The following is a 26,590-nucleotide window of genomic DNA, read 5'->3' on the forward strand; positions in this document are numbered from 1 at the left end:
GTCGGTGCAGATTGAGGGACTCGTGAGGTGAGCGATGGCGCAGGTGCAGGACGAAGGGCGGTTCGATCCCGTTCTGCGGCGGCTGATCACGGTCGTGCTCCTCGGCGGGATCATGGGCATCCTCGACGGATCGATGGTGGCCGTCGGGGTCGACACCCTGGCCGCGCGCTTCGACGCCGCGCTCAGCACGATCGGCTGGGTCTCCACCGGCTACCTGCTGGCGCTCACCGTCGCCATCCCCGTCACGACCTGGGCCGTCGACCGGTTCGGCGCCCGCCGGCTGTGGCTGGCCGGCCTCGTCGCCTTCCTGGCCGCCTCCGTCGCCTCGGGGCTGGCCTGGAACGTGAGCAGCCTGATCGTCTTCCGGGTCCTGCAGGGACTCGCCGCCGGCATCCTCGACCCGCTCGTGCTCACCCTGCTGGCCCGCNCCGCCGGCCCCCGTCGGGCGGGCCGGGTGATGGGGCTGATGGGCATGGTTCTCTCGGCCGGCCCGGTGCTCGGCCTCATCGTCGGCGGAGCCGTCCTGGCGCACCTGTCGTGGCGATGGATGTTCCTGATCAACCTGCCGATCGGAGCCGTCGCGCTGATCGGCGCGCTGCGGGTCATCCCGCGCGACGCGCCGGCGGGCGACCCGTCGGCGGGGGAGGTGGCGCGGACGCGGCTCGACGTGCTCGGGGTGGCGCTGGTGGGACCGGGCTTCGCCGCGGCGGTGCTGGCACTGTCCCAGGCGGCGGACCGCACGACCTTCGCCGCCTGGCAGGTGCTCGTCCCGCTGGCCGCCGCCGTCGCCCTGCTCGCCGGCTACGTCGGGCACGCCCTGCGCCCAGCCGACGCGCGGCGCCCGCCGCCGCTGATCGACGTCCGGCTGTTCACCAGCGGCGGCTTCTCGGCGAGTGTGACGATCATGATGCTGGTCGGGCTGGCGATGTTCGCGAACCTGTTCGTCCTACCGCTGTACTACCAGCAGCAGCACGGCCACGGCCCGCTCGCCTCCGGGCTGCTCGTCTCGCCGTTCGCGATCGCCGCGATCATCGCCATGCCGCAGTCCGGTCGGCTGTCCGACCGCCTCGGCGCCCGGCGGCTGGTCCGTGCCGGGGCACTCGTCGCCGCCGTCGGCGAGTTCGCGTTCACCCGGGTGGGCGCCCACACCGCCGAGGTCTGGCCGGCGCTCGCCGCGTTCGTCGTCGGACTGGGGTTGAGCTTCGTCGGCGCCCCGACGATGGGCTCGCTGTACCGCACGCTGCCGCCGGCCCTGGTGCCCCAGGGCAGCTCGGTGCTCTACATCCTCAACCAGCTCGGTGCGGCGATCGGCATCGCCGTGGTCACCCTCATCCTGGCCACGGTGGGCGACGGCAGCGGCGTCGACGGGTTCCACGGGGTCTACTGGTTCGCGCTGGGCACCGTCGTGATCATCCTGGCCGCCGGTCTGCTCCTGCCCGGCCGGCCGGAGCCGGCGGCACAACCGGTCGCCCCGCCGGAGCGTACGGCGGAGCTCCCCGTCTCGTGACCGCAAGCCGGGCCGCCGTCCGGGGGGCGCCGCAAAACGCCCGTCGGGCGCCCGGGCGGGTTGTCCGGCTCGGTGCGGGCACGCCGAGGTCATGACACCTGACCAGCACCGTCACGTCCGCTCGGGCCCGGCGCCGGCCGGCGCCGGCGGACCGGTACCCGCTTCCGTGGGGGCGGCGCATGCCCGCGCCGGTGCGCGATCCCGCGCCGCCGGCTCGCCCGTCGATCCCGATCCGGCCCGTACTCCCGGGCTCGAACCGGGCGGTGGCGTGCCGCCGGGGGAGACGCCGCCGGGCGAGGACTCCACCGGCGGGGCGGTCGGCGGCGACCAGCCCAACGCCGAGCCCGTCACGCCCAACCGCACCCCGATGATAATCGCGTTGATCGCGGTCGGGATGGTCGTCCTGCTCGTCGCGGCGTTCTTCCTGGCCGAGGCGGTCGTGCACGTGCACTGATCGTCGATCGGGTGGCCGTCGTCAGGGTGGCCGTCGTCAGGGTGGCCGTGGTCAGGGTGATGNCCGTCAGGGTGATGGTCGTTCGGGTTCCGCCGCGCCGTCGCGGCAGGTTTCCTCCGGCCGGCACCGTGCACACTCCTGGTGTACCGGAATCCCGACTTCCCGGTCGGGCCGGAACGGGCCCGAATGGCTCCGAAACGATCGGGCTGCCGACAATCCGGAAATAGCCGGTGACGGAGAAACGGCGAGAGGAGACCGCGATGGTCACGACGGTAGCCGAGATCATGACTCGTGATCCCGCCACGGTTCGGGCGGACGACACCGTGGACAAGGCCGCGCGGCTCATGCGTGAGATCGACGCGGGCGTGATCGTGGTGACGGAGAACGGTGGTGGTGCCNCCGGGGTGCTGACCGACCGGGACATCACGGTGCGGGTGGTGGCGGAGGACCGTGACCCGCACACCACACCGGTCCGCGACGTCGCCAGCGGCGACATCGAGACGGTGACCTCGAACACCCTGATCGACGACGCGGCCGAACTGATGCGGCTGCGTGCCGTGCGGCGGCTGCCGGTGGTGGACGACAACCGCATCGTCGGCGTCGTCAGCCTGGGCGACCTCGCCCGGGAGGGGGACAACGAGTCCGTGCTCGGACAGGTCAGCTCGATGCCCGCCAACCAGTGACNTCGGTCGGCGGGTGGCCGGCCGCCGCGGCCGACGCGGTCGGGGCCGCCGCGGCGTGAACGACGGGGTCGGGCCGTGGGCGAATGCCCCGGCTCGACCCCGTCGTGTGCCCCGTTCGGTGACCGGTCCCGGTCAGGACTTCCCGGACAGTTCCTTCGAGATTGCGTTCGGGCCGCTGTACTGCCGGTCCGGAATCTGCTCCAGAGTACGGACGATGGATTCGTCCGCGCCGTTCTCCTTTGCCTTCTTCACGATCGCCGAACGATCGGCCGGGTAGTCGACGCCCTTGAGGAACTTCTGCGCTTCGATTGCTGTGGTCATNCAGCCATGATGGCCCGCCGCCCGGCCGTCGAAACCTCGCCCGCATAATTCCACGGAATGTCACGTCGACGTTTCGGAAGTCGGNGACGGCAGGTGGCGGAGTCAGATGTAGAAGGCTTCGTTCACCACCTCGTCAGGAAGGTGGGCAAGAGCCGACAGCAGCTCTTTGACTCCTTGCGCTTCGGGTTCGAACTTCTCGGTGTCCACATTGATGCAGAGCAGTGCGATCAGACCGAACACCCGGTGGTAAATCGGTATGGTGGTGCTTCTCAGCCTTCGACCGTCCGGCAACTGCGTCTGGTACATGGTCGCCCGGGCACGCCGCGGGTTCACGANTCGGTCCAGTGCCACGTTGCTGGCCGGTGAACCCACCTGTCGTCCGGTGAACCCGTTCTGGACGGCGCAGACCGAACGAAGGGGGTCCCGGGTGTCGTGCAGGACGAACTCGATCGGCAGGCGCGCGAACATCGCACCGACGAGGTTGGTCAGGTTGATCAGCGGTTCGATGAGGTTGCGCTGCTGGGCCTGGGGCCCGTCCATCTGCGCCAGTTCCGCCGAGAACTCCTTCCTGACCTGCTGCACCAGTTCGACTGTGCCCGGGGAGATCTGCACCTCCGCGTGGTTCTGCGTCGCCAGGTAGTTGAGTTCCACGGCGCCGCGGACGTTCCGGTCGGCGATGACCCGCTGGCAGGCACGGCGCAGGTACTCGAGATCAAGCTCGACGGCGCGCCCGTCCCGCAGCCGCACCGGATACTCCTCCATGCTGGCCAGCGGCGTGCCCGTCAACAGGGCTTCGGTACTGGGATGCCACCTGTGTGTCTCCCCGGTCTGTCCCGGCTCGGCGCCGGGCGAGCCAGGGAACGGCGGCTTCGTCCTGGGCTTGGCCCGACCCGTCCGTGCGTACACGATCCACTGCAGCAGCAGACGGCTGGCTTCCGCCTCGTCCGCCACGTCGAACAGGTCGAAGGCCCTGATGCCGCCGAGCAGCCCGGGCAGGGGGTCGTCCGCGACCCTGATCGGCAGTAGCCTGCGCCTGAGCCCGAGGGGATCGGTTTGGTAGGCGAGCTCCCACTCCGGTTGCCCGTACGCGAACTTGATGTAGTTCTCCGACACCAGGGCAATCGTGCGTTCCGACCGGGCTCGGGCACGTTGCAGGAAGGTCGTCCACCTCGTTCCGGGCGCGAAGTCCCAGTCCTGCAACAGCACCCGGTAGCCCGCATCCTCAAGCTGCCAGGCGACCCATTCCGCCCAGGTGCGGTCGCTGGCGTGGTAGGAGACGAAGAAGTCGTACTCGGCCCGTCCCCCGGTGCCTTCCGGCTCCGGAACAGCCGCCCCCCGCGGGTTCGCGTCGTTCATGATTGTCAGCATGCCATCCGCGGCGTGGGCCGGATTCAACGCCCCCTGACCCGGCCGGNGGCCAATGGGGCGATGCAGCGCCGTTCGGTCCGCCTGAACCGCATTTCCCGCGAGAAACCTGTCGACTGACAATCAAAGGCCCGGTCCGCACCGCCGGCCGGACGGCTCGGCCCGTACCGGTGGCTCCTGCGTACCCGCGACGAGTTCGTCCACGGCGGTGAGGACGTCCGCCGAGGTGACGGCCAGCAGGCCGGACCCGGGCGCCGGGGCGAACGGGTCGTCGTGCCGGCCGGCCCACAGGGCACGGTGCCGGGGCCGGTCCGGCGGCGGTCCCCAGACCGCCGGCGGCACCGGACCGAACACGAGCACGGAGGGCGTGCCGTAGGCGGTGGCGAGATGCCCGACGCCGGTGTCGGCGGCGACCACGAGCCGGGCCGCGGCGACGAGAGCGCACAGGTCGAGCAGATCGGTGGCGCCGGCGAGCACGGCCGCGGGCCCGAGCCCGGCGCCGTGCGCCACCTGACGGGCGAGTGCCGCCTCGGCCGCCCCGCCCGTCACGATGACCCGATGCCCCCGATCGGCGAGGCCACGGGCCACCCGCGCCCACCGCTGGGCCGGCCAGCGCCGAGCCGGTGCCGCTCCACCCGGATGGACCACAGTGACATCCCGGTCCGCCCGACCCGACCGGTCGGGTCGGGCGAGCGCCAGGTCCGCCGGGTCGCAGGGCACGCCGTACGCGGCGAGCAGCCGGCACCACCGAACCACCTCACGCTCCTGCGGATCCCGGTCCGAGCGCGCTGCGCCGACCCTGCCTGTTCGGCCGGTCCCGTCGGCCCGGTCGAGCCTGGCGGCGCCGCCGATGGGCTCCCACCGTGGGCCCCGCGGCAGGTCGAACGCCCACAGGGCGTCCGGCCGGCAGGTACGCAGCGTGGCGGTGGACTGCGGGCCTCGGCCGTGCAGGTTGACGGCGAGCCGCGGGCGTTCGACGCGCACCGGTCCGAGCGGCGCGGTGTCGAGCACGGCGTCGACGCTCCCGGACAGCAGCGCCACCGGTTCCAGCCAGCGGGGGGCGNCCAGCACCATGTCCACGTCCGGCAGGGCTCGGCGCAGGCCGCGCATCGCGGGCAGACCGGTGAGCAGGTCGCCGAGGCCGAGCGCGCGCAGCACCACGACCGGCCCGCGCCCGGCGGGATCGGTGCTCACGGGTAGGACGTCTCCCAGGACGACGTCACCACCAGTTCCCGGATCTCGCAGCCGGGCGGCTGCGTCAGGGCGAACAGCACCGTGCGCGNGACGTCCTCGGGCCGGTTGAGTTTGGCGTCGGGCCCCGGCTTGTACTGCTCCTCGCGGTCGTCGAAGAAGGCGGTGGTCATCCCGCCGGGCACGAGCAGCGTCACGCCGAGCCGGCCCCGGAACTCCTCGGCCAGCGCCCGGGTGAACCCGACGACGCCGAACTTCGACGCGCAGTACGCCGACGCGTCGCCCGCGACCCGCAGGCCCAGGGTGGACGCGCAGGTCACGATGCGTCCGGCCGAGGCCTCCAGGTACGGCAGCGCCCCGCGGATCACCGCCGCCGTGCCGAGCAGGTTCACGCCGACGATGCGTTCCCAGCCGGCACCGTCCAGCGACCCGAACGGCGCCGGACGGTCGGTCCCCGCGGCGGTGAACACGCCGTCGAGTCGCCCGCCGGCCCGCTCGACGAGCCGGCGGGTGGCGAGCTCGGTGGCGCGGCCGTCGGCGAGGTCGACGATCGCGTGCTCGGCGGACGGGACCGGAAACCGGTCGAGGACGAGGGGCGTTCCCCCGGCGTCGCGCACGGCCGCAACGACCGCGGCCCCCAGCCCCGAGGCCCCGCCGGAGACGAGGACCGTCCCGACCTCGTCCGCGCGGCCGGCCGGGAAGCCCGGCGCCGCCTTCGTGGCCGTCGCCTCCGTGGCTGACGCGTTCGTCGTCGTCGGGTTCGTCGTCACGTGGTTCGTCGTCAGCTGGTTCGTCGTCGTTGTCGCGTCGAGGGTCACCTCAGGTGCCGCCACGGCGCACCGCCTCTCTGATCATCGATGTGGTGGATCGGCCGGCGAGGTAGGGCAGGATGACCNCCTGTCCCCGCCAGGACTCGACCACCGCGGCCTCCGGCAGGTCGCCGGCCGCGTAGTCGCCGCCCTTCGCGAACACGTCCGGGCGCAGCCGCGCCAGGATCGGCGCGGGCGTGTCGTCGTCGAACACGACGACCGCGTCGACGCTGCCCAGCGCCAACAGCACGGCCGCCCGATCGGCCTGGCTCACCAGCGGCCGGTCGGGGCCTTTCAGCCGGCGGACGGACAGGTCGCTGTTCAGGCAGACGACGAGGCAGTCGCCGAGGCGGCGGGCGGCGGCCAGAACGTTGACGTGACCGGCGTGCAGCAGGTCGAAGCAGCCGCCGGTGCTGACCACCACCCCACCGCGGGCGCGGGTGCGCCGCACCACCTCCAGGGCCGCCGCCATCCCGATCCCGGTGCCGGTGCCGGTGCCGCCATGGCCGGCGCCGGTCCCGCCGTGCTCGCCGGTCCCGCCGTGGCCACGGGTGCCGCCGTGACCGCCGCCGGGCTGGTCGGTGGCGTGCTCGCCGGTGTGGCGTCCCGGCTCGGGAGGAAGCGCCGACACGCCACCGGCGGCGAGGAAGGCACCGGCCGCCCGGGTCGCCGCGACGACCGCCTCCGACGGCAGCGCCCCCGCGCCCAGCAGGGCCGCGGCGCTCGCCGCGAAGCGGTCGCCCGCGCCGCACGGATCGGCGTCGACGGGCTCGGCGGGCGCGACCAGGGGAGGACCGGCCTCGGGACCGACCAGCACCGCGCCGCGTTCACCCAGTGTGATCGCCGCGGCGCCGGCGCCCCAGCGGGTCACCAGTCGGCGTCCGCGGTCGGTGGCCTCGGCGATGGGATCGCGCCGCGCCGGGGTGCCGGCGGTGAATCCGCGGGCCTCGGCGAGGTTCGGGGTGACCAGCGTCGCGCCGCGGCACGGTTCGCCGCCGCGCGGATGNGGATCCCAGACGAGCGGCACCCCACCCGGGCGGCTCGCGAGGGCGACCGTCACCGAACGTTCGTGCGTCAGCCCGCGACCGTAGTCGCTGACGAGAATGCCCCGAGCGGCGGCCAGGGCCCGCCGACCCTCCTCGGGCAGGCCGCCGCGGACCGGAGTCCCGCTACCGCCGCTGCCGCTGCCGCCGCTGCCGCGATCGAGCCGAAGCAGGGTGGTCGCGCCCGCGCGCAGCCGGATCTTCTGTGGGGTCGGGCCGGTCAGGCCGAGGTCGACCACGGCGATCCCGGCGTCGGCGAGCAGGGCGGCGAGCCGCCGGCCGGCGTCGTCACCGGCCAGCGCGGTGACGAGGACGACGTCGGCGCCGTCGCCCGCGGCCAGCAGCGCGGCGAGCCCCGCCCCACCCGGCCGGGCGGTGTCGGCGATCTCGTCGAGGACGGGCACCGGCGCGTCGGGAGCCAGCCGTTCCACCCGACCGGCGACGTCCCGGTCCAGCAACGCGTCGCCGACGATCACCAGCGGGCCGGACCGCGCCCGGCCCGACGCCCGCGTCGCCCGCACGCGGACGGAGCGATCCGACCCGGCGCCGGTGTCGTCGGCGGGCGCCGCCGGCTCGTCCCCGGTCGTGGACGCGCCGGCAGGGGCGACGCCGAGCGCCGCGTCGCAGGCTGCGCAGAGCAGGTGCACGGCGACGAGGTGGGTCTCCTGCACGGTGGCCGTGGACGTCGTTGCGCCGCCGGCGCCGCCGCGGCCGCGGCGGCCAGGGGCGATTCCCCCGCGGGCCGGCCGGTTCGTGCCGGGGGAGGCGGAGCCGACCGCGACGACCTCGTCGCAGGCGGCCGCGAGCGGGCTGTCGGCCGCCCCGACCAGCCCCCACGTGGCCATGCCCAGCTCGTGGGCGGCCCGGGCGGCGTGCAGCAGGTTGGTGCTGCGGCCCGAGGTGGACAGCAGGATCAGCACGTCTCCCGGCCGGCCGTGGGCGCGGACCTGGCGGGCGAACACGGCGTCGTAGCCGTAGTCGTTGCCGATCGCGGTGAGGGCGGAGGTGTCGGCGTGCAGGGCGATCGCGGACATCGGCGGCCGGTCGTCGCGGAAGCGGCCGACGAGCTCGGCGGTCAGGTGCTGCGCCTCGGCGGCCGATCCGCCGTTGCCCGCGGCGAGCAGCCGTCCGCCCGCGGCCAGGACGGCGGCCAGGCGTCCGCCCCAGGCGGTGAGCCGGACGACGTCGACGTCGTCCAGTGCCCGGTGCAGTGCGGCGAGATGCTCGTGCCCCGTCGGCAGCGCGCTCACCGTCACACCCCCGCAGGCAGGTCGGGGGCGCTCAGGCGCGCCGGGCCACGAGCGGCCAGCCGTTCGTAGCTGGCGAGGGTGAGCGCCGCGACCCGGTCCCAGGAGAACAGGGAGCGGGCCCGTCGGGCGCCCTGCGCGCCGAGTTCGAGCCGCCACCCCGGATCGTCGATCAGCTCGGCGAGGGCTTCGGCGATGCGTTCCGGGCAGCGCGGCGGGACGTGCAGCCCGGTCATGCCGTCCACGACCGTGTCGACGAGGCCGCCGACGGCGGAGGCGACGACGGGCACCCCGCAGGCCATGGCCTCCAACGGGACGATGCCGAACGGCTCGTACCAGGGCACACAGGTCACGATGTCCGCCTCCCGGTACAGCGCCGGCAGCGCGTCGTGGTCGACCCGGCCGAGGAAACGCACCCGGTCGGCCACGCCCAGCTCCGCGGCGAGCCGGCGCAACCGGCCCACCTCCGCGTCGCTGTCGATGCCCGCCGGATCCGGCCCGCCGGCGACGACGAGCTCGGCCCGCGGCAGGAGCGGCAGGCTGCTGATCACGTTGCCGACGCCCTTGCGTTCCACCAGCCGACCGACCGACAGCAGCCGCACGCGATCGGCTCGACCGCGCGTGGGGAACGCGGGGCCTTTGGTGGGGGACGCTGGGCCTTCGGTGGGGGACGCTGGGCCTTCGGTGGGGGACGCTGGGCCTTCGGTGGTGAACAGGGACAGGTCGACTCCGCAGGGCACGACGCTGATCCGCCGCCGCGGCGCGCCCATCCGGACGAGCTCGAAGACCTCGTCGGTGCAGGTGGCGACGAGCTGGTCGACGTCGGCGACGAGCCGGCGTTCCAGCGGGATGCGCGCCGGCGGCGAGGTGTCCTTGCGTCCCTGATGACGGCGCTTGACCACCCCGAGGGCGTGCATGGTGAGCACGACGGGGACGCCGAGCGGGCGGGCGGCGCGCAGGGCGGCGAGCCCCGACATCCAGAAGTGCGCGTGGACGATGTCCGGACGCCGGCACCGCCACTGCCGGTGNAGCTCGGCGGCGAAGCCGTCCATGTAGGGCAGCAGCTCGTCCTTGGGCACGTAGCACGCCGGTCCGGCGGGGACATGGTCGATCCGCACGCCGGCGCCGTGGCGCACGTACCGGGNCAGCTCGGGATCGTCCCGTCGGGTGTGCACGGTGACCTCGACGCCGCGGCGGGCCAGCGCCGTGGCAAGGGCGGCCACGTGCACGTTCTGCCCGCCCGCGTCGACCCCGCCGAGGGCGGCGAGCGGGCTGGCGTGCTCGGAGACCATCGAGACGTTCATCGGGATGCCTCCAGGGCGTCCGGGCTGGTCGGGCCGACGGCCACGGTCGGTCCGGCCGGCGGGGCGGCGGTGGCAGGTGCGAACGAGGGCGCGGTGGCGGTCGAGTGGGCGGTGACTGTCGAGTGGGCGGTGACGGTTGAGGGAGCGGGGGCGGTTGAGGGAGCGGGGGCGAGGAGGGTCTCGACGGCGGCGACGACGTCGCCCGGCTCGACCCGGCTCAGGCAGGGGTGGCCGGGCACCGGGCAGTCCCGGGCACGGCAGCCGGCGCAGCCGAGGCCCTGCTCGCCGAGCAGCACCAGGCGCGGGGTGTGGGGGGCCCAGCGTTCCGCCGGCACGGTGGGGGCGAACAGGGACACGACCGGCGTGGCCACGGCCGCCGCGAGATGCGCCGGTCCGGTGTTGCCGACGACGACGGCCCCGGCCCGTTCCAGCACGCCGGCGAGGGCCGCGAGGTCGGTGCGCCCGCCGAGGTCCCGTACGCCCGCCAGCCCGCCGGCGACGGCGGCGGTCAGCGGTGTCTCCCGGGGTCCGCCGGTCACGACGACCCGGTGGCCGCGCCCGACCAGGTGGCGGGCGACGGCGGCGAAGCCAGCCACGTGCCAGCGCCGCGCGGAGACGGAGGCCCCCGGGTGCAGCACGACGTAGGGCCGGGCGCCCGCCGGCACCGCGCCGACCATCGGCATCGCGCCGTCCGCCGGCATCGCGCCGTCCGCCGGCATCGCGCCGACTGCCGGCCCCGGGCCGATCAGCGGCGTCGGATCGGGCAGCGGCCGGCGCAGCGCCAGCATGCCGTCGTCGCCGACGGGCAGCGGGTAACCCAGCGCCGCCGCTGTCGACAGCGCGCGCGTCACCTCGTGCAGACCGCGCTCGGGTAGCCGGTGACGGACATCGAGCAGCGTGCCGGGATAGTCCTCGCACGCCGCGGCGATGCGCGGCACCCCGGCCAGGCGCAGCAGCAGCGCGACCGGCAGCGGGCTCTGATGGAACGAGGTGAGGATCAGCGCCTCGTCGTGGCGGCCGGCCGCGAGCCGGTCGACGAGGCCGTCGACGTCGTCGCGGCGCACCGGCGGCGGCGTCGCGTCGATCCACGGGCAGCGCCAGACGATCGTCTCGTCGACGCCGGGCAGCAGGCCGGCGGCCGACCGACCGCGGGGGCCGACGAGCAGCGTGACGTGCGCGGCCCGCGCGGCCACCGCCCGGATCGCCGGCCCGGAGAGCAGGACGTCGCCGTCACTGTCGAGGCGGACGACGAGCACCCGCGCGCTCACGACCGCCCCGAGCGCGCCGCCGGACCCACCCGCGCCACTCGCGTCGCCGGGTCGTCTCCGAGCAGCCGGTCGACGGCGGTGAGCAGGTCGGGGGCGACCTCGACGGCCGCGGCGACCTCGACGGCGCGGGTCACCGGTGTCGGCACGAGCACGCCGCGCATGGCGGCGGCCGCGGCGGCGGCCATGTCGGAGCCGATGTCCCCGACGAACGCACAGGATCCGGGGTGCACACCCAGCCGGTCGGCGGCGGCGAGCAGCAGCGCGGGTGCGGGCTTGCGGCAGGGGCAGCCGGCGTCCGGCGCGTGCGGGCAGACCAGGATCGGGCCGAGGCCGCCGAGCAGCGCGTCGAGCCGGCGGTTGACCGCGTCGACCTGGCGGCCGGTCACCAGGCCCCGCCCGATGCCGCTCTGGTTCGACACGACGGCCGTCGCCACGCCGGCCGCGCGCAGCCGCCACAGCGCCGCCGGGGCCGTCGCGACGGGCTCCACCCGGTCGGGATCGCCGTTGTAGGGCACGTCCACGCACAACGTCCCATCCCGATCGAACAGCACCGCCCGCACCTGGTTGGGCACATATCGTCCGTCCACTCGCGGTGAGTCGTCCGAGTTGAGCACGGGATCGGTCTGTCCAGTCACGCAGACAGGACTGCCCTGGCGAACGCCGCCAAAACTACTACTCTGAGTAATCAAATGAGGCTGGAGGGTTGCGTGACCNGTCGAGGGATGTCGGATGCCACCCCCTCATCCCCTGGCCTGCCGCGATTGTGCCGGCACCTGGGCTGAGCTGGCTGCGTCCGCGCGACGATCGCGGTGAGGACCGGTGTGGTCAGGCGACGAGCCGGTCGAGGTGGTGGTCAAGTCGAGGTGGTGGTCAAACAGTCGGCGGCGTCCGCGCCACCTCCGCGACAGCGCCGGCGACCTGCTCGGCGCTCAGGTCGTCCAGGCAGGCCGGGCCGTCCGGGGCGAGCGGGCAGCGGGCCGTCCACCAGCACTCCTGCTCGGTGATCGCGAGGGGTCGGCGGACGGCGCAGTCCGGCAGGCCCTGCAGGTCCGCGCCGAGGGTGCGCCGCGGGCGCCGGGCGTCGGTGCCCGCTGTGCCGCCGGCCAGCCTGCGATCGGCCAGCCTGGTGCGTGTGGCCGACCCGTCCTGCCCGACCAGCCCGTAGCGAGCGGCTGTGCTGGGGCCGAACAACGTCACGGTGGGAGCGCCGACCGCGGCCGCCAGGCGCACCGGACCGGTGTCGCCGCCCACGACGACGCCACCGCGTTCCGCCACCGCCGCGCACAGCCCGGCGAACTCCCGCAGCGACAGCGGGGGCACCGCCACCGCCCTCGGCACCGCCGTCCCGTGCGGGTGCAGCAGCGGGTGACCCCGGGCGGTGAGCAGGCGGGCGAGTTCGGCCCAGCGCGGCGCCGGCCACCGCTTGACCGCCATCCCCGCGTCGGGGACCAGCAGCACCGGCACGCCCCCGCCGGCCGTGCCGGACGCCGTGCCGCCGGGCGTGGTGCCGCCGGGCGTGGTGCCGCCGGGCGTGGTGAGTGCGACGAGGCGGTGCCGGCCCTCGGTGAGCTCGCCGGAGTCCAGGGCCACCTGTCCCGGCGGGCGTTCGCCGAGCTGGTCGGGCTCGCGCCGCCCGCCCGCGGGTCGGTCGGCGCCGTCGGGGAGCCGGAGCCAGCCGTCGGCGGCGAGTAGCCGCACGTAGCGGTCGCCGATCGGCTCGTGCGGGCCGGGGCCGCGCCACAGGTCCGTCACCGCGAAGCGGGGCCGGCCGGATTCGATCGCCGCCGGTACGCCGCTGTGCCGGGTCGTCGTCACGGCCAGATCCGGACGGCGCGCCATCGCGTCACGGACGGCGGCCTGCACGGCGCGCCCGCCGTGGTCGGTCAACGGGAGGATCTCGGCGACCCGTGGGTCGCCGTGCAGCAGCTCGACCGCCGGGGTGAAGGTGAGCACCCGAAGCCGCGCGCGGGGATGGCTGTCGGCGAGCAGGTGGATGGCCGGCAGGGCGATGAGCAGGTCGCCGATACCACCCAGCAACTCGACGAACAGGATCTCGCCGATGCCCGGAGCCGTCGCCGGGCCTGCGCCGGCCGGGCCTGCGCCGGCCGCGCCTGCGCCGGCCGGGCCAGCGGTGGACGGAACCGCGGTGGACGGAACCGCGCCGGCCGGGATGGCGGTCATCGGCGGGGCTGCGGTCGGGCGTCGTCGGCGAGCACCTGGTGGTAGAGGCGGGTGTGGGCCGCGCCGATCGTGGGCCAGGTGCGGGCGGCGACCAGGCGCTGCCCGCCGGCCGCCACCCGCGCCCGCAGCGCCGGATCCCCCAGCGCGCGATGCAGCGCGGCGGCCAGGGGCACCGGGTCGCGTACCCGGTCGGCGACGAGGACCGTCCGGCCGTCGACCAGCGCCGGATCGGGCGGGTCCGCGGCGGTGACGATCGTCGCCAGCCCGTGGGACAGGGCGGCGGCCAGCGCCCCGCTCTTCGTCGTCACGCCGGCGGTGAACGGCAGGACGCACACGTCGGCCGCGGCCAGGATCTCCGAGACCTCGGCGGCGGGCAGGTGCCCGGTGAAGGTGACCAGGTCGCCGACCCCGGCGGTGTGGGCGTGCTCGGTGAGCTCGCGGCGGAACGCCGCCGCCTCGGCCGTGGGCAGCGCGAGCGAGGTGAATCCGCCGACGATCGCGAGGCGTAGCCGCGGCCGCCGCGTGTGCAGCGCGGCGACGGCGTCGATCAGGTAACGCACGCCCTTCACCGGATGGACGAAGCCGAAGAACACCGCCACCTCGGCGTCGGGCGGCGCGTCCAGCCGGGCGTGTAGCCGGGCGCGGGAGGGGAGCGGGGTGGCGCGGGGGATGTTCGCGGGGACCGGCACCGTCTGGGTGGTCCGGCCGAAGCGGGTGTGCACGGTGGCGGCATGGTCGGGGTTGGTGACGATGAGGGCCCGCGCCCGCGGGACGAGGGTCAAGGTCTCCCGATCCCACCAGCCACGCCGTTCCGGCACCCGCCACAGCGCCGCCGGCAGCCGCGACGGCCATGCCCACCAGCCGTACTCGTGCAGCGTGGCCACCCAGACGGCCCCTGCGGCGGCCAGGACGGGCAGCAGCCCCGGGGCCGGGGAGAACCCGAACGCCGACGGGGCGAACTGCACGTGGACCACGTCCGGCCGTAGCCGCCGCAGGGCCTGCGCGGTGGCGCGCAGACCCGCCGGCCCCCAGCCCCGTCCGGTGGCGACCACCGGCAACGTGCCGGTGTCGCCGTCGAGGCGTCCGGCGGTGACCAGCACGGGTTCGACGTCGTCACGCAGCGCGGCGGCGAGCCGGACGGTGTAGTCGGCGACGCCGTCCTCGGCGGGGGCGAGACTGCCGCAGACGAAGGCGACCCGCGGCCGCCACCCGCCGTCGCCCGGGCGCTCGCGTCCGGTTGCCGGCGACCCGGCCGGGGCGGCTCGGTGAGCACTCCCGGGCATGCGGGAGGCCTACCCGCTCCGGCGGTGCACCATCGTCTACCAGCATTGATTACGTTNAGTAGTAGTTTTGTTGCCGAGGGTCCGGGAATNGGGTGGGGAGCGCCGCCAACGACGCAAACGACGGGGGAGGGCAGACGTGGGCCGCCATCATCCGNCCGCCGGCAGCGGCGGCCCGCTGGACCTCGCCGACGCGCGCCGGATCCTGGCCGTCCGCCCGGACAACCTCGGCGACGTCGTGCTGCTCACCCCGGCACTGCGGGCCCTGCGCGCCGCGGCGCCCGCCGCGGAGCTGGACCTGCTGACCTCCCCGGCCGGCGCCGCCGCCGTGCCGCTCATCGACGACGTCGACGAGGCGATCGTGGCCCGCGTGTGCTGGCAGGACGCCGGCGGGCGGGCCGTCGAGCCGGGGGAGCAGGACCGGCTCGTCGGCGCCCTCGCCGCCCGCCGCTACGACGCCGCCGTCATCTTCACCTCGTTCTCGCAGTCGCCCTGGCCCGCCGCGTTCGTGTGCGCGCTGGCCGGGATCCCGGTGCGGGTCGGCGCGTCGCGGGAGTTCGGCGGCTCGCTGCTCACCCACTGGGTGGACGACCTGCCCGGCGGCGTTCATCAGGTCGACCGGGCGCTGTTGCTGCTGCGCCACGCCGGGCTGCCCGCCGCTGGCAGCCATCCCCGCCTCACCGTGCCCACGCAGGCGCGCACCCGTGTGCGTCCGCTGGTCGAGGCCGGCCCGTACGCGGTGCTGCTGCCCGGCGCGAGCTGCTCGTCGCGGCGTTACGATCCCGACCGGTTCGCCCAGGTCGCCGGCCTGCTCGCGGGGGAGGGGCTGCGCGTCCTCGTCGCCGGGACGCGCGAGGAGGCGCCCCTGGTCGACCGGGTCCGCGCCGGGGCCGGTCCGGCCGGACGGGGGCTCGCCGGCGCCCTCGACGTGCCGGGGCTGGTCGCGTTGCTCAGCGGGGCGGCGGTCGCCGTCAGCAACAACTCGGCCGGGGCGCACCTGGCCGACGCGGTGCGCGCGCCCGTCGTCACCCTGTTCGCCGGCACCGAACGGGAGGCCGAGTACCGGCCGCGCGCCGGGCGCGCCGTCGTGCTGCGCCGGGCGACGCCGTGCTCGCCGTGCCGTGCCTTCACCTGCCCGTTCGAGCAGGAGTGCCTGGACCTGACACCGGTCGAGGTCGCCACCGCCGCGCTCGGTCTCTGCGCCCGGGGACGTGCCGCGTGAGCGCCGCGCTGCGCCGCGCGCCCTGCGCGACCGGCGAGGTGGGGGCCGAACCGGCGGGTACGGCGGCGGCCGGGGTGGCGGGCGAGGCGGGGCTGTCCGGGCTGCTTGACCGGTTCGCCGACCTCGACCTGCTCGTGGTCGGCGACGCGATGCTCGACACCTGGCTGTGGGGGCCGCCGCGGGGACTGTCCCGGGAGGGCCCGGTGCCGGTCGTGTCGGTGACGGCCCGCACCGAGTCCCCGGGCGGGGCGGGCAACGCGGCGCTGGCCGGATCGGTCGTCGGCGCGCGCGTCCGGCTGGTCGCCATGGTCGGCGACGACGCCGACGGCCGCCGGCTCGCTGACCTGCTCGACGCGGGCGGGGTCGGCACGGCCGGCCTGGTGGCGGAGCCGGGCCGCGCGACGCTGGCCAAGCGGCGGATCTGCTCGGGCAACCACCTGCACCTGCGCTGCGACACCGGCGACGAGACTCCGCCGGCGCCCGCCACGGCCGCCGCGCTCGCCGCCGGTGTGAGGGCGTCGACGCCGGCCGCCTGCGCCGTGCTGGCCTGCGACTACGGCGCCGGGATGTTCACGCCGGAGCTGATCGACGCGGTCGGCGCGGCGGCCCGCGCGGCGGGGCGGCGGCTCGTCGTCGACGCCCACGACCCGGGTCGCTGGGCGGGGGTCCGGCCCGATCTGGTCAAGCCGAACGCCGGCGAGGTCGTGGCGCTGCTGCCACCCGGCGCCCGCGACGCGTTCGCCCGCGACCGCGTCGCCACCGTGCGCCGCTGCGCCGGGCCGATCCTCGCGGCCAGCGGCGCCCGCCTCGCCGCGGTCACCCTGGACCGGGACGGCGTCGTCGTGCTCAGCCGGGACGACGAACCGTGGCACCTGCCGGCCGGCACCGACGCCCCCGACGAGCGGACCTCGGGTGCCGGCGACAGTTTCATCGCCGCGATGGTCCTCGCCCTCGCCGCCGGCGCCGCCCCGCGCGCCGCCGCCCGGCTCGGCTCGCTCGCCGCCTGCGCCGCGGTGTCCACCCCGGGCACCGGCACCTGCTCGGCGGCGGACCTGCGGGCCCGCCTGCGTACGACCGGTGACGGCCGCGACGGCGACCCCGCGGGCGGGGTCCGCGGCGCCGTTCTCGACGCCGCGGCGCTCGCCGACGCGGTCGCCGCGCACCGCTGCCGGGGCCGGCGGATCGTGTTCACCAACGGCTGCTTCGACGTCGTCCACGCCGGCCACATCGCCTACCTGCACGCCGCCCGGCACCTCGGTGACATCCTCGTCGTCGCCGTCAACAGCGACGCCGGCGTGCGGCGACTCAAGGGCCCGGACCGGCCGATCAACTCGCTCGCCGACCGGCTCGCGGTACTCACCGCCCTGGCCGCCGTGGACCACGTCGCCGTGTTCGACGACGACACCCCCGAACGGCTCCTGCGCGCGTTGNGGCCCGACGTCTACGTCAAGGGCGGCGACTACACCGAGTCGATGCTCGCCGAGGCGCCGCTGGTCCNGGCGCTCGGCGGCGAGGTGCGCTTCGTCGACTACGTCGCGGACCGGTCGACGTCGGACCTGCTCGGGCGCATCCGCCGGCGCGGGGCGGCACTGCCATGACGGGCGGGTTGGACGTGCTCATCCCGACCTGCGGGCGGCCGGCGGCGCTGGCGGTGACCCTGGCCGGGCTCGCCAACCAGAGCGCCGGCGGGTTCCGCGTCGTCGTGTCCGACCAGAGCCCCGCGACGCCCGCCGCCGACGCGCCGGAGGTGCGGGCGATGGCCCGCCGGCTGCGCCGCGGCGGCCACCGGGTCGACCTGTACCACGGCCACCCGCGCCGCGGTCTGGCCGAGCATCGCCAGTTCCTGCTCGACCAGGCCGACGGCGAGTACGTCCTGTTCCTCGACGACGACGTCTTCCTCGACGCGTCCACCGTCGCCCGGATGCTGGCGGCGATCGGGGAGCTGCGCTGCGGGTTCGTCGGCTGCGCGCCGCAGGGCCTGAGCTACCTCGACGACGTCCGCCCGCACGAGTGGACCGCCTTCGAGGAGGTCCGCGGGCCGGTGCGCCCCGAACGGGTCCGCAAGGGCGGACCGGCCTGGGAGCGGTGGCGGCTGCACAACGCGGCGAACCCGGCCCACCTCGCCGAGCGGGTGACGCTGCCGGCGGGCGGCTGGCTGGCCTACCGGGTGACCTGGATCGCCGGCTGCGTGCTCTACGACCGCGCCGTGCTCGTCGACTGCGGCGGCTTCGAGTTCTGGCGGCGGCTGCCCGCCAGCCACCGGGGCGAGGAGATNGTCGCCCAGCTCCGGGTGATGCAACGGGCCGGCGGTGTGGGCCTGCTGCCGTCGGGCGCCCAGCACCTGGAACTGCCCACGAGCGTCGTCGATCGCGACGTCGACGCCTACGCCGAGATCGTCGAGACCGACGACCGCGACCGCGACTGCGACCGCGACCGCGACTGCGACCACGACCGCGACTGCGACCGCGACCGCGGGGGGACGGGGACCGGATGAGAATCCTGCTCTGGCATGTGCACGGCTCGTGGACGACGTCGTTCGTCCAGGGCGGGCACTCCTACGTGGTCCCGGTGCTGCCCGGCCGCGGCCCCGACGGCCTCGGCCTCGCCCGCACCTACCCGTGGCCGGGCACCGTCGCCGAACTCGGACCGGACGAGCTGCGCGACGCCGGCGTCGACGTCGTCGTCCTGCAGCGCCCGCACGAGCTGGAGCTCACCGAGCGCTGGTTGGGCCGGCGGCCGGGCCGCGACCTGCCGGCGGTGTACGTCGAGCACAACACCCCGCGGGGCGACGTGCCGCTGACCCGCCATCCCGTCGCCGACCGGCCGGAGCTGCTGCTCGTCCACGTCACCCACTTCAACCGGCTGTTCTGGGACGCCGGAAACACCCCCACCCGGGTCGTCGCGCACGGCATCGTCGACCCCGGCGACCGCTACACCGGCGAGCTGGCCCGCATCGCGGTGGCGGTGAACGAGCCGGTGCGCCGCGGCCGGGTCACCGNCACCGATCTGCTGGCCGGGTTCACCCGCGCCGCCCCGGTCGACGCGTTCGGCATCGGTGTGGCCGCGCTGCCCGCGCACACCGGCCTGCCGAGGGCGCGGCTCGCGGTGTTCGACGACCTCGCCCAGGCCGACCTGCACGACGCCCTCGCCCGCCGGCGGGTGTACGTCCACCTGCCGCGCTGGACCTCCCTGGGGCTGTCCCTGCTGGAGGCGATGCAGCTGGGCATGCCGGTCGTCGCGCTGGCGGCGACGGAGGCGACCGAGGCGGTGCCGGCCGAGGCGGGGGTGCTGTCCACCGATCCGGCGGTGCTCGTCGACGCCGCCCGCCGGTTCCTCGCCGATCCGGAGCTGGCCCGCGCCTACGGCAAGCGGGCCCGCCAGGCGGGGCTCGCCCGCCATGGCCTCGGGCGTTTTCTGGCCGACTGGGACGACGTCCTCGCCCAGGTCGCGCGATGACCCCCGCGACGGCGGTTTATCCATTCATACGCCCGGATATGTGGATCCCATGGCAGTCGGGCCGGAGCCACCAGTCGGGACCTTTCTCGACCGGTTCGTCCTCCCGTCGGGTCCGGACGCTCCGGGCCGGGCGCGCCAGCGGCTGACGGCGGACCTGACCGGCCGGGGCGTCCCGGCGGAGGTGACCGAGACCGTCCTGCTGCTCGCCAGCGAGCTGGTCACCAACGCCGTGCTGCACGGCCACGGCGAACCGGTGGTGGAGATCCGGACCACCGATGACCTGGTCTGGGTGGGCGTGCGGGACCCGGACCGCCGGCGGCCGCAGGTGCGCCACGTCGACGCCGACTCGCTCGGCGGACGCGGCCTGCACCTCGTCGACGCGCTGGCCGAGGACTGGGGCGCGGCCGCCGTCCCCGGCGACGGCAAGACCGTCTGGTTCCTCCTGCGCCGCTGATCCCGGCCGCTCCCGACGTCACGAAGCCTCGGCACGATGGGTCCGCGATCTGGCCGGGACGGCGAGGGGACGGGTCGGGCGCGGCAGCGTGAGGCAGACCAGCGCGGCGAGGACGACCGCGGTGACGATGATGATCCAGCCCAGGTCGTAGGCGTCGGTGAGCGAGCCGAGGTCGTCGCCCGTCGCGCCGCCGAGCGCGGCGACGAGCAGGGCGGTGCCGATGACGGTGCCGATCTGGCGGGCCATGGTCACCACCGCGGAGCCGGTCGAGAAGCTCGCCGGGGGCAGCGCGGTGACGGCCGCGCTGATCAGCGTCGGCAGGATCAGCCCGACGCCGACGCCGGTGAGCAGCATCCCGGGCAGCATGGCGCCGACGTAGTCCGGCTGCGGCGCCATCCGCAGGATCCACCAGCCGATCCCGGCCGCGAACACGCCGCAGCCGCCGGCCGCCACCCGCCCGGGCCCGAGGCGGGCCACCAGCGGCCCGGCGGCGAGGGCGAGCCCCGGCACCATCAGCGGTCCGGGGGCGATGGCGAGCCCGGTCCGCAGCGCCGACCAGTGCCAGCCGTCCTGACACCACAGCACGNCCGACAGCAGCATCGCCGCGAACGCGACGCTGAACACGAACGCGGCCACCGCCGCGGCGCTGAAGGTCCGCACGCGCAGNAGCGGCAGCGGCAGGACCGGCGCGGGATGACGCGCCGAGCGGTGGAGGAACCCGGCCAGCAGCAGCACGCCGGCGAGCAGCGACCCGACGATCCGCGCCGAACCCCAGCCCCAGTCCGGNCCGCGCACCAGNCCCAGCGCCAGCGCCGCGATCCCGACCGTCAGCACGACCGCCCCCGCCAGGTCGGTACGCCCCGCGCCGGGGCGCCGCGGCAGGTGGGGCAGCACCCGCGGTCCGGCGACGAGCACGGCGAGCCCGACCGGCAGGTTGACCAGGAACACCCACCGCCAGTCCAGCTCGGTCAGCAGGCCGCCGGCGACGGGCCCGAGCGCGGCCGCGAGCCCGCTCACCGCCGTCCAGGCCCGCACCGCGGCCCCGCGCCGCTCGGGCGGCGCCGCGGCGAGCAGCAGGCCGAGGGAGGACGGGGTCATCACGGCGGCTCCCGCCGCCTGCAGCACCCGGGCGGCGACGAGGAACCACACCGCGGGGGCGACGGCGCACAGCGCGGAGGCGGCGACGAAGATCCCGATGCCCCACAGGTAGGCGCGGCGCGGGCTGGTCCGGTCCGCGAGGTTCCCGGCCGGCACGAGCAGCGCGGCGAACACGACGGCGTAGCCGTTGAGCACCCACGACAGCGACGACAGCGACGAGCCGTCGAAGTGCCGGCCCACGTCCGGCAGGGCGACGTTGACGACGAACAGGTCGAGGTTCGACATGGCGACCCCGGCCGCCACCACCGCGAACACCCGCCCGAACCGCCCACCGCCCACGGGGCTCTCCTTCATGCTCGCTCCTCGCTCGCACAGTGAGTCCGAAAATCAAACTGACTGGTCGAGGGGAAGCCTAACCCCAGCGGGTTGGAGAATCCAACGATGGTCGTGGGGCTCGCTGGCCGTCGAGCTGCCTGGCCGTTCGAGGCTGCCTGGCCGTTCGGGGTGGCTGGCCGTTCGGGGTGGCTGGCCGTCGGGCTGGCGGGCGGGGCGGGCGCGGGCCGCCGGAGTTGGTGGGTGACGTCCGTGGACGGTGCGTCGGCTCCGGCGGCGCCACGCCTGCGGTCACCAGACGACGGGCAGGGTCTCCGGTCGGCCGATCGGCGCCTTGAGCTCGTAGCGCAGTTCGGCGGGCGCCACCGCGAGCCGCAGTCCGGGCACCGTCTCGATCAGCGCGGTGAGCACCTCGGTCAGCTCGACCCGGGCCAGGTGCGCGCCGATGCAGTGGTGCACGCCGGCCCCGAAGGTCAGGTTCGGTACGGGCTCCCGGGTCAGATCGAGGCGGTCGGGGNCGGTGAACACCGCGGGGTCGCGGCTCATCGCCGCCAGGGGCACGACCACCACCTCCCCGGCGCGCACGACGAAACCGCCCAGGTCGACGTCCTCGGTCGCCACCCGCGGGAAGGTCATCGACAGGGGGTGGTAGCGCAGAAGCTCCTCGATGGCGTTGGGCATGCCGCTCGGGTCGGCGACCAGGGACTCCCAGTGCGACCGCTGGGTGAGCAGGGTCGTGATGACGTTCGAGATGACGCCGCCGGTGGTCTCGAATCCGCCGATGAGCAGGGTCATCGCGAGCGAGTGCAGTTCAGGCTCGGTGAGGGTGCCGTCGTCGTCNGCCGCGGCGATGAGAACGTCGAGCAGACCCTCCGGGCTGTGGGTGTCGCCGGCGGCGGCCTTGCGCGCACGCACCAGCTCGCCCATGTACCCGTAGAGGGCGAAGAGCCCCTCGGCGGCGCCCTTCGGGTCGAGATGGAACCGGAACAGCGACTCGCTCCAGGTCCGGACCTTCTCCCGGTCGAGATCGGGGACGCCGAGAAGCTGGCAGATCACCTCGATGGGCAGATGGAACGCCAGGGTGCGGATGTCTCCCGGCGCGCCCTGGGCCGTCATCGCGTCGATCCGGGCCCGGGCCGTCGCCGCGATCCAGGGCCGCATCCGTTCGATGCGACGGTGGGCGAATCCGGCGTTGACCATGCGTCGGATCCGGGTGTGCTCCGGCGGGTCGAGCCAGAGCATGGAGTTCGGATCGGGCATCTGGCCCGCCGTCAGGGGCGGGGAGAAGTCCAGCGTCCGGGTGCGGGAGAAACGGGAGTCGGCGAGCATCGCCCGGGCCGGCGCATAGCGGACGATCAGCCAGATCGGGAGCTGGCCGGGACCAAAACGCACCCGGATCGCGGGTGCTTCGCGCGCATATTCTGCCAGCCGTTCCGAGGAGTGTGGAGAGAATGTGTCGTCAAAGGGAAACGAGGGGATTTCCTGATCGTTCTGCACGGCTTCCGTAATGGACATGGAGGGAGAACTTCCTTTCGCTGCCAGGGCGGGGGGAGCAGCGCGCCGATCGTTGCACGCCGGTTGGCCGCACGTAGTGAAGACGATCGAAAAAGCAGGTCGGAAGCGACGCCCGGACAGCTTGTCGCCAACATGCTCTGCACACGTCCCGCCGCTGGCAGGAGAAGGTCACCCGCCGCGCCGCCGCATTGTCGGGCGCTAGAATTCGCCACCGCCGCGCCGCCCGCGGGCGCCGCCGCCGCCGTCGCCACCGTCCGCCACCACCGCCGCGGCCGCTGTCGCCGCGGCCACCCGATGGCCGGTTCCCCCGGACGTTTTGTGATCCCCCGAACACGTTGCCGGCACCCCACCGGAGTGCCCATCTGGCCGGTCCTGACCCGGTTCACGTTGACGCCGTGCCTGTCCGTGGGCCAGATTGGCCCCGCATACGAATCCGACATTCAACCCAAATGGGCCATTACTGGTCCTTGCCGAGGAGAGTGCCGTGACGCTACTGGTCCGCTGGTGCCAGCGGTACCGATGNCTGGTCGTCGCGGCGTGGGTGGTAGCGCTGATCGCCGCGACGAACGTCGCCCAGGAGAAGGGCGCCCGGTTCAGCCAGGATCTCGGCGTCACCGGCGCCGAATCGCAGCAGGCGATGGACCTGGTGGCCGACATCATGCCCAACCGGAGACTGCCGGACCTGGAGATGATCGTCGTGCGCGCCCGGGCGGGTGACGTGCAGGCGCCCGAGGTGCGGGCGCGGGTCGCCACGATGATCGCGCAACTCGGCAAGCTCCCCGGCGTCACCGGCGTGTTCGACCCCTACAGCCCGCTCGGCGCCGTGCCGCTCGGTGGCAGCCCCCTGAGCGCGGACGGGCACACCGCGATCGTCTCCGTGCTCATGAAGGACGCGCCGACCACGCCCGACCTGCCCGCGATGCGCCGGCTGATCGCCACCGCCCGCGACTACGACGCGCCCGATCTGCAGGTCGAGGTCACCGGGCCGGCCACCACCGTGGTCGTGCAGGGGACGATCTCCCCCTGGCCGATCGCGATCGGCATCGGCGTGGCGCTGCTCATCCTCTGCCTGGCGGTGCGCTCGCCGGCCGCCGTCGCCGTGTGCGCCGTCGCCGCGGGGGCGGCGACCGCGGGGGCGCTGGCCGCCGTCACCCTGCTGTCCCACCGGGCCAACGTCATGCAGCTCGCGACGTTGCTGGCACTGGTGCTCGGCTTCGGGCTGAGCCTCGGTTCCGCCCTCGTCGTCGTCAACCGCTGCCAGACCGACCTGCGCCGGGGACGCGGACCCGCCGACGCCGTGCGCGCGGCGATGCGCCATCCCGGCCGGGCGACCGTCGCGGGCAGCCTCGGGCTCGCCGTGGTCATGCTCGGCACCAGCGCGTTGCGCCTCAGCGTGTTCGACGGCCTCGCCCTGGCCGGGTTCACCGCCGCCGCCGTGAGCATCCTCGTCGTCGTCACGCTGCTGCCGGCGATGCTGGCGATCTCCGGGCGGGGCCTGCTGGTCTGGGCCGAGCGGACCCACCTGAGCGTCACCGGGACCGGGCTGCCGGTGCGCCCCGGCCTGCGGTCCTGGTGGGCTGGCACCGTCGGGCGCCACCCGCAGGTGCTGGCCGGCGCCGCGGTCGTGCTGCTCACCGTCCTGGCGCTGCCGGTGGTGGGCCTGCGCCTCGGCGGCACCGACAACGGCGTCGACCCGACGTCGACGACGAGCCGGCGCGCCTACGACCTGGTCAGCGACGAGTACTTCCCCGGCCTGAACGGGCAGCTGATCGTCATGGCCACGGGGATCTCCGCGGACCAGCCGAACGCCGTGCCCCACCTGCTGACGGCCCTGCAGGGCACCCGCGGCGTGCAGCGGGNCTTCCTCGTCCTGCAGAACGCCCAGGCGGCGAGCGCNCTGATCCAGGTGTTCCCGAACGACCCGCCGCGATCGGCGGCGGCCAGCGACCTCGTGCACCGCCTGCGCGACTCCACCGTGCCGGCGGCGATCGCGGGCACCTCCCTGGAGGTGTACATCGGCGGCCAGACGGCGATCTTCGAGGACATGTCGGACCGCTTCGCCCGGGTCCTGCCCGCCTTCCTGATCCTGGAACTGGGCGTGCTCGGCGTCGCNGTCCTGCTCGGCCTGCGCTCGGTGCGCCACAGCCTGGCGATCACGGCGGCCAGCATGCTCGCCCTCGCGGCGACCATGGGCGTCATCACCTCGGTCTTCTGCAACGGCTGGCTGGCCTCCGGGCTCGGCGTGCGCACCGGCCCGATCGAGCCGTTCATCCTCGGCCTCATCCTGATCATCGTGTACGGGCTGTCGATCGGGATGCACCTGACGCTGCTCAACCGGCTGCGCGGCTCCGCCGACGCTGCCGATCCCCAGGCGGAGGTCAGCAGCCGGCATGCGGACGTCGGCGGTGTCGTCATCACCATCAGCATGATCATGGTCGCGGTGTTCGTGGCGCTCACGACGCAACAGGTGCGGATGATGAAGCTGCTCGGCATCGGACTGTCCGTCGGGGTGATCCTCGACGCCCTCGTGCTGCGGCTGGTGCTGCTGCCCGCGCTCATCCACCTGGTCGGGCTGGACCATCATCGCGGCGACCCGCCGCGGCCCACCCCGCCTGCCCCGCCGCGCCGCGGCTCGCGCCGCCGGCTGCTGCCGCTCGGCGCGTCGACGTCGACGTCGACCAAACGCACCGGCCTGGTCCGCCTGTACATCGCCGGCGCCGGCCGCCCCGACGGGGGCCCGGGGGCCGGCAGCAGCGCAGCCACCGTCGCGGGCGGCGGCCTACCGCCGTTCCCCCGGCCGCGCATCCCCCGGCCGCGCACACCCGTGCGCGGAGTCCGCGGTGCGCACCGGCCGGCGCACCCGCCGGCTCACCCGCCGGCTCACCCGCCGGCCGCGGCGCAGGCGTCGCTCAGCACGCCGGTGGGCGAGCCGAGCAGGAATCCCTGCCCGTAACGGATCCCGGTCTCGCGGGTGGTGAGCAGCTCGCCGGCCGTCTCGATGCCCTCGGCGACCACACCGCCGCCGATCTCCTCGGCGACGTGCACCAGGCCCGTCGCGACCGCGCGGCGGGCCGGGTCGGCGTCGATGCCCTGGGTCAGGCTGCAGTCCATCTTGATGATCTCCGGGCGGAGCCGGACGAGCTGCTCCAGCCCGGCGTAGCCGGCGCCGACGTCGTCGGCGGCCAGGCGGACCCCGAGCCGGCGCAGCCGGGCCAGAGCACGGGTGACCTCGGGGGCGTCGGCGATCCGCTCGTGCTCGGTGATCTCCACCAGGAGGCGCTCCGCGTCGGTTCCGCTGATCATCTCCACCAGGCCGGCCGACAGGGTGGTCGCGGAGGCGTTGACGGCGAGGNCGATCTGCGCGGGGATCTGGGGGAGCGCACCCAGGGCGCGGCGCACCGCGGCCAGCTCCAGCTCGACGGTCAGCCCGACCGCGCCGGCCGCCGCGAACCACTGCGTGGTGCTGCGCGAGGAGTCCGGAAACCGGGACAACGCCTCCACCCCGATGATCCGCCCCCGCTCCAGGTCGAACACCGGCTGGAAGGCGAGCGCCGGGCCGCCCTGGTCGATCAGGCGGCTGACGTCCAGCCAGACCTGACTGCGTGCCTGCCACATCCGGTGCAGGTCGGTCACGGAGTCGCGCAGGATCTCGGCGAGCATGCGCAGGAACCGGCCATCGCGTTCCCGCAGCTCGTAATGGGGCCGGTGGGCGATGCAGCCGAGCAGGCCGTAGAGCGCGCCGTCGCCGTCCACCACCGGCACGGCGGCGTAGGAGCGGATGTCCAGTTCGCGCGCGACGGGCGAGTCGGCGGTGCGGGGGTCGGCGAAGGTGTCGGGGATGAGCGCCGGCAGCCGCCCN

The 26,590-nt window shown here is 75.1% G+C and carries 21 protein-coding genes and 16 pseudogenes; 15 read left to right on the plus strand and 22 right to left on the minus strand.

The features are described 5' to 3' along the window. Positions 1 to 34 precede the first annotated feature (34 nt). The 5 genes and pseudogenes from UK94_RS41000 to UK94_RS72900 all read left to right on the plus strand — a co-directional run. The coding region (locus tag UK94_RS41000; protein WP_235486624.1) for an MFS transporter at positions 35 to 427 on the plus strand (393 nt) is incomplete at its 3' end. Between the two features lies 1 nt (position 428). Beyond that, positions 429 to 1,507 (plus strand): annotated as a pseudogene (locus tag UK94_RS05650) (MFS transporter); the annotation flags it as partial. 91 nt (positions 1,508 to 1,598) lie between these two features. Beyond that, complete coding sequence (locus tag UK94_RS05655; protein ID WP_231861055.1) at positions 1,599 to 1,961, plus strand: DUF6480 family protein; 363 nt, start codon at positions 1,599 to 1,601, stop codon at positions 1,959 to 1,961. Positions 1,962 to 2,245: 284 nt separating this feature from the next. Next, a partial coding sequence (locus tag UK94_RS41005) for a CBS domain-containing protein (protein ID WP_235486763.1) occupies positions 2,246 to 2,359 on the plus strand: 114 nt, incomplete at its 3' end. 1 nt (position 2,360) lies between these two features. Continuing rightward, positions 2,361 to 2,644 (plus strand): annotated as a pseudogene (locus UK94_RS72900) (CBS domain-containing protein); the annotation flags it as partial. A gap of 132 nt (positions 2,645 to 2,776) precedes the next feature. Here UK94_RS72900 and UK94_RS05665 read toward each other — a convergent pair. The 14 genes and pseudogenes from UK94_RS05665 to UK94_RS05710 form a co-directional block, all read right to left on the minus strand. After that, the coding region (locus UK94_RS05665) for a DUF2795 domain-containing protein (protein ID WP_011605074.1) at positions 2,777 to 2,965 on the minus strand (189 nt) is incomplete at its 5' end. Between the two features lie 102 nt (positions 2,966 to 3,067). Beyond that, positions 3,068 to 3,300, minus strand: a 233-nt coding sequence (locus UK94_RS41015) for a PAS domain-containing protein (RefSeq protein ID WP_235486626.1), incomplete at its 5' end; no start/stop codon positions are given. A gap of 1 nt (position 3,301) precedes the next feature. Next, positions 3,302 to 4,333: pseudogene (locus tag UK94_RS05670) on the minus strand (TIR domain-containing protein); the annotation flags it as partial. Positions 4,334 to 4,453: 120 nt separating this feature from the next. Then, positions 4,454 to 5,371, minus strand: coding sequence for a glycosyltransferase family 9 protein (locus UK94_RS41020; protein ID WP_313949458.1), 918 nt, complete (start codon positions 5,369 to 5,371; stop codon positions 4,454 to 4,456). A 242-nt stretch (positions 5,372 to 5,613) separates the two neighbouring features. Next, positions 5,614 to 6,354 (minus strand): annotated as a pseudogene (locus tag UK94_RS05680) (SDR family oxidoreductase); the annotation flags it as partial. Positions 6,355 to 6,417: 63 nt separating this feature from the next. Further along, positions 6,418 to 7,300: pseudogene (locus tag UK94_RS41025) on the minus strand (PfkB family carbohydrate kinase); the annotation flags it as partial. Positions 7,301 to 7,337: 37 nt separating this feature from the next. Further along, positions 7,338 to 8,629: pseudogene (locus UK94_RS75790) on the minus strand (SIS domain-containing protein); the annotation flags it as partial. Continuing rightward, the coding region (locus tag UK94_RS05690) for a glycosyltransferase (protein WP_235486627.1) at positions 8,626 to 9,648 on the minus strand (1,023 nt) is incomplete at its 5' end. The pseudogene UK94_RS75790 and the gene UK94_RS05690, both read right to left, overlap by 4 nt. 1 nt (position 9,649) lies before the next feature. Next, positions 9,650 to 9,764 (minus strand): annotated as a pseudogene (locus tag UK94_RS41035) (hypothetical protein); the annotation flags it as partial. A 1-nt stretch (position 9,765) separates the two neighbouring features. Then, positions 9,766 to 9,924 (minus strand): annotated as a pseudogene (locus tag UK94_RS41040) (glycosyltransferase); the annotation flags it as partial. Then, positions 9,921 to 11,192: a glycosyltransferase family 9 protein gene (locus UK94_RS05695; protein WP_011605068.1), complete on the minus strand. Its 1,272-nt coding sequence runs from the start codon at positions 11,190 to 11,192 to the stop codon at positions 9,921 to 9,923. The pseudogene UK94_RS41040 and the gene UK94_RS05695, both read right to left, overlap by 4 nt. Continuing rightward, positions 11,189 to 11,764, minus strand: coding sequence for an HAD-IIIA family hydrolase (locus UK94_RS05700; RefSeq protein WP_235486629.1), 576 nt, complete (start codon positions 11,762 to 11,764; stop codon positions 11,189 to 11,191). Before UK94_RS05700 ends, UK94_RS05695 begins: the two co-directional genes overlap by 4 nt. A gap of 298 nt (positions 11,765 to 12,062) precedes the next feature. Continuing rightward, positions 12,063 to 13,373, minus strand: coding sequence for a glycosyltransferase family 9 protein (locus UK94_RS05705; RefSeq protein WP_011605066.1), 1,311 nt, complete (start codon positions 13,371 to 13,373; stop codon positions 12,063 to 12,065). Next, positions 13,370 to 14,656: a glycosyltransferase gene (locus UK94_RS05710; RefSeq protein WP_011605065.1), complete on the minus strand. Its 1,287-nt coding sequence runs from the start codon at positions 14,654 to 14,656 to the stop codon at positions 13,370 to 13,372. The genes UK94_RS05705 and UK94_RS05710 overlap by 4 nt, the downstream gene beginning before the upstream one ends. Positions 14,657 to 15,023: 367 nt before the next feature. Between UK94_RS05710 and UK94_RS05715 the strand changes: the two genes are divergently transcribed. The 7 genes and pseudogenes from UK94_RS05715 to UK94_RS05735 all read left to right on the plus strand — a co-directional run bounded on the left by UK94_RS05715 (position 15,024) and on the right by UK94_RS05735 (position 19,785). Continuing rightward, positions 15,024 to 15,875 (plus strand): glycosyltransferase family 9 protein, encoded by an 852-nt coding sequence (locus tag UK94_RS05715; protein ID WP_235486768.1) that lies wholly within the window; start codon positions 15,024 to 15,026, stop codon positions 15,873 to 15,875. Continuing rightward, the coding region (locus UK94_RS05720) for a PfkB family carbohydrate kinase (RefSeq protein WP_235486631.1) at positions 15,872 to 17,305 on the plus strand (1,434 nt) is incomplete at its 3' end. The genes UK94_RS05715 and UK94_RS05720, both read left to right, overlap by 4 nt. 1 nt (position 17,306) lies before the next feature. After that, a pseudogene (locus UK94_RS41045) lies at positions 17,307 to 17,372 on the plus strand (hypothetical protein); the annotation flags it as partial. Between the two features lies 1 nt (position 17,373). Further along, positions 17,374 to 17,473: pseudogene (locus UK94_RS41050) on the plus strand (hypothetical protein); the annotation flags it as partial. After that, positions 17,470 to 18,149, plus strand: a 680-nt coding sequence (locus UK94_RS05725) for a glycosyltransferase family 2 protein (RefSeq protein WP_235486633.1), incomplete at its 3' end; no start/stop codon positions are given. The pseudogene UK94_RS41050 and the gene UK94_RS05725, both read left to right, overlap by 4 nt. An 831-nt stretch (positions 18,150 to 18,980) precedes the next feature. After that, positions 18,981 to 19,331, plus strand: a complete 351-nt coding sequence (locus UK94_RS41055; RefSeq protein ID WP_268761228.1) for a glycosyltransferase — start codon at positions 18,981 to 18,983, stop codon at positions 19,329 to 19,331. Positions 19,332 to 19,380: 49 nt separating this feature from the next. After that, complete coding sequence (locus UK94_RS05735; protein ID WP_041939415.1) at positions 19,381 to 19,785, plus strand: ATP-binding protein; 405 nt, start codon at positions 19,381 to 19,383, stop codon at positions 19,783 to 19,785. Positions 19,786 to 19,803: 18 nt separating this feature from the next. Here the strand turns inward: UK94_RS05735 and UK94_RS41060 are convergent. The 6 genes and pseudogenes from UK94_RS41060 to UK94_RS75795 form a co-directional block, all read right to left on the minus strand. After that, the coding region (locus UK94_RS41060) for an MFS transporter (protein WP_235486635.1) at positions 19,804 to 20,371 on the minus strand (568 nt) is incomplete at its 5' end. A gap of 1 nt (position 20,372) precedes the next feature. After that, positions 20,373 to 20,451, minus strand: a pseudogene (locus tag UK94_RS41065) (hypothetical protein); the annotation flags it as partial. A 1-nt stretch (position 20,452) separates the two neighbouring features. Next, positions 20,453 to 20,544 (minus strand): annotated as a pseudogene (locus UK94_RS41070) (hypothetical protein); the annotation flags it as partial. Between the two features lie 40 nt (positions 20,545 to 20,584). Next, a pseudogene (locus UK94_RS41075) lies at positions 20,585 to 21,237 on the minus strand (MFS transporter); the annotation flags it as partial. Positions 21,238 to 21,507: 270 nt separating this feature from the next. Beyond that, a partial coding sequence (locus UK94_RS41080; RefSeq protein ID WP_235486636.1) for a cytochrome P450 occupies positions 21,508 to 21,733 on the minus strand: 226 nt, incomplete at its 5' end. A gap of 1 nt (position 21,734) precedes the next feature. Next, positions 21,735 to 22,011: pseudogene (locus UK94_RS75795) on the minus strand (cytochrome P450); the annotation flags it as partial. Between the two features lie 1,261 nt (positions 22,012 to 23,272). Here UK94_RS75795 and UK94_RS41090 point away from each other — a divergent pair. From UK94_RS41090 to UK94_RS41100, 3 genes and pseudogenes are all read left to right on the plus strand, one after another. After that, positions 23,273 to 24,590 (plus strand): efflux RND transporter permease subunit (locus UK94_RS41090; protein ID WP_268761229.1); only part of this gene is annotated, 1,318 nt, incomplete at its 3' end. A gap of 38 nt (positions 24,591 to 24,628) precedes the next feature. Continuing rightward, the coding region (locus tag UK94_RS41095) for a hypothetical protein (RefSeq protein ID WP_268761215.1) at positions 24,629 to 24,843 on the plus strand (215 nt) is incomplete at its 3' end. Position 24,844: 1 nt separating this feature from the next. Then, positions 24,845 to 25,684: pseudogene (locus UK94_RS41100) on the plus strand (MMPL family transporter); the annotation flags it as partial. Here UK94_RS41100 and UK94_RS41105 read toward each other — a convergent pair. Beyond that, a partial coding sequence (locus UK94_RS41105; protein ID WP_235486638.1) for an EAL domain-containing protein occupies positions 25,612 to 26,083 on the minus strand: 472 nt, incomplete at its 5' end. The pseudogene UK94_RS41100 and the gene UK94_RS41105 overlap by 73 nt on opposite strands. A gap of 1 nt (position 26,084) precedes the next feature. Further along, positions 26,085 to 26,589: pseudogene (locus tag UK94_RS41110) on the minus strand (EAL domain-containing protein); the annotation flags it as partial. Between the last annotated feature and the right edge of the window lies 1 nt (position 26,590).

Source organism: Frankia sp. AvcI1, assembly GCF_001420875.1.
In the GTDB taxonomy this organism is placed as follows: Bacteria; Actinomycetota; Actinomycetes; order Frankiales; family Frankiaceae; genus Frankia; species Frankia alni.